The sequence below is a fragment of the Thiomonas sp. TH-17 genome (assembly GCF_057473305.1).
This window is the reverse complement of record NZ_JBYCKI010000232.1, coordinates 1-8,283: the sequence shown is the minus strand read 5'-3', so window position 1 is coordinate 8,283 and position 8,283 is coordinate 1. Positions and strand designations below refer to the sequence as shown.

Below are 8,283 nucleotides of genomic sequence, written 5' to 3'. Positions count from 1 at the left end.
CGGCATGTCGCTCATCAGTGTGCTGGTCGCCATCGTCATTTTCGGCCTGGGGATGCTGTCGATCGCATCGCTCTATAGCCTGGCCGTACCGGCACAGACCGCCAACCAGGAAACGCTGGACACCGCGGCTTTCGGCAACCAGTTCTGGGCCATTCTGCAGGCCAACCCGCAAGTTGTGTCGCAGCTCGGCGCGGGCACCACGCAAACTTACACCAGCGCCAGCAGCAGCGCGCCCACCGCCCTGCAACCGTGGCTGTCCAATATTTTCAACAGCCCATCCATGATGCTTCCCGGCGCCAAGGTCACCATCACCACCGGAGCGGGCGCCGAGGGCAACCCCTGCGACGTGAGCAACCCCAATGCCCCGCTGTGCGGCGTCAGGCTGAACTTTGCCTGGAACGGCAAACGCAGCCAGACCTATCAATACCAGGTGGGATTCTGATATGCGACACCTTCACGCACCGACCTACCGCCCCACTGCCCGCCGCCAAAGCGGCCTGAGCCTCATCGAGCTGATGGTGGCTTTGGTCATCGGCCTGATCTTCTCCATCGCCGTGTTGCTGGTGCAGTCGTCCCTCACCAAGCAGAACGTCCAGATGAGCGACGTGATGCAGCGCGACACACAGACCCGCGCCGCACTCGATCTCATCAGCCGCGATCTGTCCAACGCCGGGTTCATGTTCGACGGGGTGCAAGCGCCTTGCGCCGCGCGTCTGGCCTTCGACAGCGCCGTACAAAGCACCCCGTTCTTTCAGTACCCGGTGTCCGCGATCACGCAGACCGCCAACACCACGCTCCCCACTGCCACGGCGCCCACGCCAGCACCGCCCCAGCCCACCTACGTTCCTGCGGGCGGTGCGACTCAGATGATTTCCATCACCGGCGCGACAAGCGCCCGCATCAGCCCCACGGGCGGCAACCCCACCACCTTCGTGGTGCAGAACACCGTGGCCACCAGCAAGACAGCCAACGCGGTGCAAGACTCCACCCTGCCGCTGGGCAGCATCACGGGCATCAGCGCTGGCGATTCTGCGCTGCTGCGCATGCCGCTGAACCAAGCCATCGTGTGTTTTCGCGTACCGGTGGCTGCGGTGGACACCACCACCGTTCCGCCCACCCTCACCAGCCTGAACACCCTGTTCCCCGGAAACGCCTACAGCGGCTTCGACAATGCGCTGCAAGCCGCCAAACTGTTTCCCACCGGGGTGTCGCAATTGACGAACGCCAACCTCGCGCAGGCCCGGCTGACGGATGACGGCCCCGCAAGCAGCAGTCCGCTGCAGACCGAGGTGTATTACGTCGCCAATGACGCCAACAAGGCCAGCGGCGGCACTCTCCCCATGCTGATGCGGGCCACGATCAACGCGGCCAATGATCAGATGATCGGCGCCCCGCTGCCGCTGGCCGCTGGGGTAGTGAGCCTGCAGGCCCTGTTCGGCGTGGACGAAACCAACAGCGGCGCAGTGACCAACTACCTCAAATGGAGCAATGTGGTCAGCGGCGGCTACGCCAATGATGTACGCAGCGTGCTCTTCGCCGTGGTCAGCCGCACCCTGCACAGCGATCCAGACAACCCGACGGTAAGCAGCGTCGCCGTGCCCAGCCCCATGACCGGCGCAGGCAACGACGCCTTCGCCGCCTATGCCCCCTCAGCAGCCGAGCAGCGCAATCGCTTCTCGGTCGTCGAATCCGAATTCGCCCTGCGCAACGCACTATGGCCGCACTGACCCCCTCTATCGCGCGGCAGCCGCGCACATTCCAGCCGCAGCAGGGCTATGTGCTGCTGCTCACCCTCATCACCCTGGTGGTGCTGTTGTTCGGCGTGCTGTTCACCATGCGCGGCACGCTGTTCCAGGGCGTGATGACAGGCAACACCGTGCAACGGCAGAAAGACGTGCAGGTCGGCGACCTGGCGCTGCGCCAGGTACAGCAAGCGCTGATTGCCACCGTACAGGGCGCGGGCAACCATGTGCTTGATGTAGCCGCCAGCGGGCAGCCCTGGTACTACGCCCCAACAGTGGCCCCCGCCACACCGGCCAGCGCCGTGCCCGGCGCAAGCGGCCCCTATGCCAGCTTCTGGACCACCTGCGGCAGCAACAATCAATGCGCGCCGCTATCGAGCATGGTTTCGGTGCTCAATCCGGCACCGCCTGCCATCAACGACGCCAGCGGCCAGCCTTACCGGGTGCTGGTCAGCGTCTGGCCCACCAACCGGCCGGTCAACGCCTATGCCTGCGGCACCACCGGCTACACCGCGAGTTACTACGCCGTATTCCTGCACATTGCCGAGGCAAGCGGGAGCACGGCCATCAACACCCAATCCGTCATCAAACTGTGCACGACATGAACACGCCCAAGATCCGTCGATTCATCGCGCTGCTCACCAGCAGCGCCCTGGTGCTTTCGCCCTGGGCGGCTGTTCCCGCCCACGCCGGTCTGGCAACCAGCATCTCCCAAACCCAACCGCGCCCGCAGGTGGTGATTGCCATCGGCAATTCTCAGTCGATGGATGGCGACCTCAGCGGCGCCATCATGACCGGCTCGGGCAATCTCTCCAGCGGCCTGACCAGCCTCTACAACAGCAGTTCGCCGGTGAACTACTCGGTGCCTGCGGGTTTCACACCCCCCATGACGCCGTCCTCGGCCCCCTCCGCGCCCTACACCTACCAAAACAGCAGCGGCACCCTGATCGACAACGGTGCCAGCCGCCTGAACGTGGCCAAGGCCGGTCTCTCCTCGGTGCTCAGCCAGTATCTTCCCAGCATGGACTTTGCGCTCGAAGACTATTCAACTTCGGGGACGAGCCGTTACACCACCTGGGTGTATTACATGTCACCGAGCGGCGGTTTCACTTTCGCCAACAGTCTGCCGACACACGGTTTCACCAGTTATGCGGCCTACCAGGGCTTTGTTGCAGCAAGTCCGAATGCTTCCCCCGCACCGACGCGCTGGGTCAATAACCCCTGTTACAAGTACGGCTCAGCCTCATCCTCGGTCAAGAGCTACTGCACCAGTCTGTCGAAATCCAGCTTGTATGGCAGCAGCACCAGCGCGGCGGCCAGCACGCTCTCAGGTAATCAATACATGCAGATCGGCGCGTCTAGCGACGACCCAGACGTAAATGACGTGTTGTATGCAGGCGGATTGTCGGGGCTGTTCGTTGCGTATAACGGGCCCAATCCCGCCACGCCCTACCCACCCAACTTCAGCCTGAGCAACTACAACAATGGGTCGATCTACGTTTCCTACAGCAACACCTCGCCCGACAACGGTGACTTCGGCACCAGCCCGACCAACGCGGGTTATGTGCCCTACTCCCCGCAGGTCGTGTATGCGCAGCGCGGTTTCGGCTACTACGTGCAAAGCCTCAACGCAACCAGCGGCAACCAGGTCGTTTCCATGACCAATCTGGGCTCCAACCCCAGCGCCACAGCAGTGAGTACGGCACTGACGCCCTTCACCACAGCGTTGAAGCCAGAGACCAACAATTCATCGTCCAGCGAGATCAAGGCGCTGGCCTATCAGTCGCCCACGGCGGGGCTGGTGCAGGGCGCGGGCAATGTGTTGAGCAATCTCACCGCCTCCTGCGCAGGTCAATACGTCATTCTGGTGACGGATGGTCTGCCGACGATGGACTTGAGCGGCAACAACTGGCCGCCGCTGGGCAGCGCTGCGGGACAGGGCTATGGGGTCAACGCCGCGTTCTATGGAGTTGCCGGCAATGCCGCTCACGGCATCAACGACGACAGCGGCAACGTTCCCAGCGGTCAGACCCAGGGTGGCTTGGACAGCAGCAAGACCAACGACCAAGCGCTGATCGACACCATCACTGCCATCCAGACGCTAAACAAAAATGGCATCAAGACCTATGTCGTCGGCCTGGGCGCGGGTGTGGACGCCACCGCCAATCCAGCGGCTTACGCAGCGCTCAATGCAATGGCGATCGCGGGTGGCACGGGGCAGGAATATCCGGCCAACAACATTCCTGCTTTCAACGCGGCGATCAACAGCATTGCCGCGCAGATTTTCCAAAGTGTTGCGATCAGCGCGCCCATCGCGCCGAGCAGCGTGCAGGGCGGCACCCTGGTCTACAGCGCCACCAGCAACAATGTGCCCGGCGCCATTGCCGGCCATGTGAAGGCCTACGGCACGGTGACCACCGCACAGTCCACCGTGGCAACCCCGGTGGGCACGGCAAGCGGCCCGGCCAAGTGGGATGCAGGCGATGACACGCTTATGTCTGCAACCATGCGCAAGGCCAAGCTGTACTCCACGGCCGTGTCAACCTTGAGCAACCCGCCGCCCGGCTCGGGGCCAGTGGCGAACCTCGCGGACATGGGAACCAGCACCAATGCGGCCTACGACGCAAGCGCCTTCGCCTTGAGAGCGACCACCTGCGTGCCCAACATCGCCACCGAAGTGGCCTACACCCTCGACCCCTCCTTCAATACTTCGGGGGACGACACTCAGCCGCAATACGGCAGCCTGGGCTTTCCGACCGGCGTGAACGGTTGCTCGTATCTGGCCGGGCGGCAGCTCAACTGGATGCTCGGCAGCATGAGCCCGAACGACCAGACCAGCTATCTGGGCGCCCCCGGGACGGCGGCATTCACCACCCTGTCGGGCTATGTGCCTTTCGCCGTAAACAACAAGGGAAGAGAAAAGCTGGTGCTGTTCACCAGCAATGACGGCTTTCTCTATGCGGCCGACGCCACTACCGGCGGTCTGGTGTGGGGCTGGATGCCCCGGCCCTTCCTCTCGCAGTTGCAGAACTACCCCCAGTTCCAGACTGCGCAAAACTTCGACGGGGGCTACACCCTGACCGACGCGGTCGATACCGCGACCAACGCCCAAGCCAGCGACTGGGCCAGCTATGTGGTCGGCACCGCGCAGGGCGGCGGCTATCACTACGCGCTCAAGCTCAGCAGCAACAACGGCAGCACGGTCACTACGCCCCCATCACCGCAGTCTGTGGCCTGGGCGATCAACGTGCCGGGCGGCACCTCGCCACAGCAGCAGGCCCCGCTGGTCGTCACGGTGGGCGGCATGCAGTACGCAGTGTTCGTGGTGAACACCACCAGCGGCAGCGGCAGCACCAAGACCACGACCAGCAAGCTGTACGAGATCAACGTCGCCACCGGGCAGCCCGCCAGCGGCACGGTGCTTTCCGCCGCCCTGCCCTTCGTCCCTAACAGTTCGATGTCTTACGACACTGACAGCGGCACGCTGTGGATGGGTGACAGCAACGGCGGCGTCTGGAGCCTGAACCTTTCCGGCACGGCCCCCAATGATGTGATTGGCGCGCTGCAGGTCGCCACCACCAGCCCGCAGCAACCGCTGAACTATGTGGGCTACTACGAGATCAACGGCCTGCCTTATGTGTGGGCTGCCTCGCAGACCGAAATCAGCGTGTTCGCCCTGTCGGGCGCAACCTCGCAGCTTCTTTGGGCCAGCGACGGCAGCAGCGGCTATCAGTCCAGCGGCGGCAGCCTGCAGGCGGTATCCAGCAGCGTGGTCATGCCTTTGCAGTCGGGTGGACAGATCTCCGCATCGCCTGCTGTGGCCAACGGTCTGCTGGTCGTACCCGTATATTTGCCTCCCAGCGCCACGAGTTGCGGCGTCGGGGTGGGCTACTACGACCTGTTCGATTTGGTCAGCGGCGGAAAACCGAAAATCAACGTCACTTACAAGGGCAACAGCGTCGCCTCGGGGGTGATCAGCCTGGGTTCGGGTATTCCCCTGTCGCCCTCGCTCTTCGTCAGCAGCAATGGCGCGGGTTTCTACCCCTACACCACGGCCAATGTGCCCGACCCGAACGGCAATCCTCCGCCCATCACCCCGGTCACGCTGGGCGGCAGCGTGATGAACAAACCCATCGCCTGGCGCCAATACTGACCGGAAAAGGGCCGCCAAACCGGCTGCGCTTTGTGGGTTTTCCTCCACAGCGCGCCGCCGGTTTGTGCTGCATTTCACAAAACCGGCCGCTTGCTGAAGCGCGGCCCTTGTTGCGGGCTGCGTGGCGGCGCTACAAAGCGGGCATGATCCTGTCCATCTCCTGCTCCTGCACGCCCAGCAAGCGCTCGCGCGGCTTTACCCTGCTGGAGCTGATGATGGCCATCGCCCTGGTGGGCGTGCTCACGGCCATTGCCCTGCCGATTTACAGCGGCTACCGGCTCAAGGTTGAAAATGCACAGGCGCAGCAAGATGTGGTGTCCATCTCTGCGGCCATCCAGAGTTACTGGGTTTACAACCGCGCGCTGCCCAACTCCCTGGCTGACATTGGCATGGCGGGCAAGCTCGACCCCTGGGGCCACGCTTATGTTTACTACAACATCGAGGAAAACGGCAAAGGCCACGCGCGCAAGGACAAGGCGCTCAACCCCATCAACACCGATTTCGATCTCTACAGCATGGGTGCAAACGGGCAGACCAAATCGCAGATCAGCAACAAGGTCAGCCTCGATGACATCATTCGCGCCAACAACGGCGCGTATATCGGCCTGGCCGCCAATTACTGAGCCCGTGGTCTGCGCCTCTGACTTCCCCTGCGGCGCTGCGCCGCGTTGTCGTTGAGCGGCGATGCGTCCGCCGCGCCTGTCCGCCTGGTTTTCCGGCAGCCGTCTGAGGCGCCAGTTGTTTGCGTTGTTTGTCGTTGCGGCACTGGTGCCGCTGGCGCTGTCGGACTGGTTGTCGAGCACGGCGGTCAATACGGTCGCGCGGCAGCTCAATGTGCAGAGCCAGCAGCGCATGACCCGGCAGGTGAGCCGTCAGGTGTTCGACCGTTTGCTCACGGCGAAAACCTTGCTGCTAGCCCTGCCGCCTTCCGCACCGCCGTCTGACGCGCGGCCACCGGGCCTGGGGCAGGCGTTTGACGCGCTGCTGCTGCAAACACCTCAGGGCAAGCCGGAATGGGCCTCCGCCAACGCCGCCAATCTGTGGCGCAACTGGCAGCGCGCCTTCCCCGCCATCCCGCCGGTTCAACCCCTCATGGATGCCAGCGCCGGTTTGACGCAGGTATTGTTGCGCACGCACAGCGCCAAAGGCGAGCCGACACGGGTCTACCTGGCCGCTTTGCAAAATGGGCAGCCGCGGTGGATTGCAGAACTCAACCCGCAATTCCTCTGGGGCCCGGTACATGATGCGATGGATGGCGGCGTGTGGAGCGTGCGCGATGTCGAAGGCGCCTCACTTTACCCCGTTGCCAACGTCACCGCGCCTGCTGCCCCGCGCGGCACGGCGGCCGACTCGGTGTTTCGCTTTCAGCTCTTTCTCGGCGGCGAGTTTGGCGCGCCAGACTGGCTGTTCATTCAACAAGCGCCGCCGCCCCGCGTGAGTTGGCTGGGCTGGCCGCTGGCGGTGTGGCTGGGCCTGGTGGCGGCGGCCACGCTGCTGCTGATCGCCCTGCTCGCGCAGCGGCAAATTCGCCGCACGCTGGTGCCGCTGGAACAACTCACCGCGGGCACACGCAGCCTGGCCGCCGGCGACAACAGCGCACGCGTGCAAGTGCACAGCCAAGACGAGTTCGGCGTGCTGGCCGGTGCGTTCAACGACATGGCCGCCAAGATCGGCGCGCAGTTTCATGCGCTCGAAGGGCTGGCCGCGATGGACCGCGACATTCTCTCGGGCGCTTCGGTGGACAGCCTGGCCCGGCGCGTGCTCGATCAGCTCGAAGGGCTCTACCCCATGGCCAGCGCCGCGGTGATCTGGCAGAAAGAGCCGCAGAATTTCCGCCGCGCCGTGCTGTGGCACGACGGCAAGACACACAAAACCGTGTTCGACGTGCGCGATGTGGCCTGCGATGCGACCGCCCAGTACCAGTGGTCAGGGCTGCAAGGCGACCGGCAGTTTCAGATCAACAGTCTGGGCGAAGATACCCTGCGCGACGCCCCCTGCCTGCGCAGCCTCATGCCCCCTGCGGACGGCTGGATGGCGCTGCTGCCGCTGCGGCAGGGCGAAGCGGTGCAGGCGCTCATCGCTCTCGGCCTGCCTGCCGAGCCCGTCGCGAGCGAGTTGCAACCCGCCGCCGAAGTGCGCGATCGCCTGGCCGTGGGTCTGGCCGCGCAAGACCGCGAACGGGCGCTGGTGCATCAAGCCACGCACGACAGCCTTACCGGCCTGCTCAACCGCCACGGCCTGCATGAAAAGCTCGACGCCCTGCTGACGCCCGCCCAGGCCGCCGCCCCGCTGGCCTTGCTCTACATCGACCTCGACAACTTCAAGGAAGTCAACGACAGCCGCGGCCATGCTGCGGGCGACGCGCTGCTGTGCCAGGCCAGCGAGCGG

6 protein-coding genes are annotated in these 8,283 nt (G+C 64.3%); all 6 read left to right on the top strand.

Features of this window, described 5'->3' with window-relative positions; genetic code table 11:
- The coding region (locus tag AC2VLV_RS13690) for a type IV pilus modification PilV family protein (RefSeq protein WP_486990505.1) at nucleotides 1–442 on the top strand (442 nt) is incomplete at its 5' end.
- 1 nt (nucleotide 443) lies between these two features.
- The gene (locus AC2VLV_RS13685; RefSeq protein ID WP_486990504.1) at nucleotides 444–1,727 is read left to right on the top strand and encodes a PilW family protein; all 1,284 of its coding nucleotides are present in this window, start codon (nucleotides 444–446) and stop codon (nucleotides 1,725–1,727) included.
- The gene (locus AC2VLV_RS13680) at nucleotides 1,715–2,347 is read left to right on the top strand and encodes a hypothetical protein (protein WP_486990503.1); all 633 of its coding nucleotides are present in this window, start codon (nucleotides 1,715–1,717) and stop codon (nucleotides 2,345–2,347) included. The genes AC2VLV_RS13685 and AC2VLV_RS13680 overlap by 13 nt, the downstream gene beginning before the upstream one ends.
- Nucleotides 2,344–5,895: a pilus assembly protein gene (locus AC2VLV_RS13675; protein WP_486990502.1), complete on the top strand. Its 3,552-nt coding sequence runs from the start codon at nucleotides 2,344–2,346 to the stop codon at nucleotides 5,893–5,895. Before AC2VLV_RS13680 ends, AC2VLV_RS13675 begins: the two co-directional genes overlap by 4 nt.
- Before the next feature lie 143 nt (nucleotides 5,896–6,038).
- On the top strand, nucleotides 6,039–6,518 hold the full coding sequence (locus tag AC2VLV_RS13670) for a type IV pilin protein (protein ID WP_486990501.1): 480 nt from the start codon (nucleotides 6,039–6,041) through the stop codon (nucleotides 6,516–6,518).
- A gap of 61 nt (nucleotides 6,519–6,579) precedes the next feature.
- Nucleotides 6,580–8,283, top strand: a 1,704-nt coding sequence (locus AC2VLV_RS13665) for a diguanylate cyclase domain-containing protein (protein WP_486990500.1), incomplete at its 3' end; no start/stop codon positions are given.

Bases quoted from the DNA above. Each gene is read 5' to 3' on its own strand.
- AC2VLV_RS13685 (WP_486990504.1), top strand. From the start codon at position 444: ATGCGACACCTTCACGCACCGACCTACCGCCCCACTGCCCGCCGCCAA.
- AC2VLV_RS13680 (WP_486990503.1), top strand. From the start codon at position 1,715: ATGGCCGCACTGACCCCCTCTATCGCGCGGCAGCCGCGCACATTCCAG.
- AC2VLV_RS13675 (WP_486990502.1), top strand. From the start codon at position 2,344: ATGAACACGCCCAAGATCCGTCGATTCATCGCGCTGCTCACCAGCAGC.
- AC2VLV_RS13670 (WP_486990501.1), top strand. From the start codon at position 6,039: ATGATCCTGTCCATCTCCTGCTCCTGCACGCCCAGCAAGCGCTCGCGC.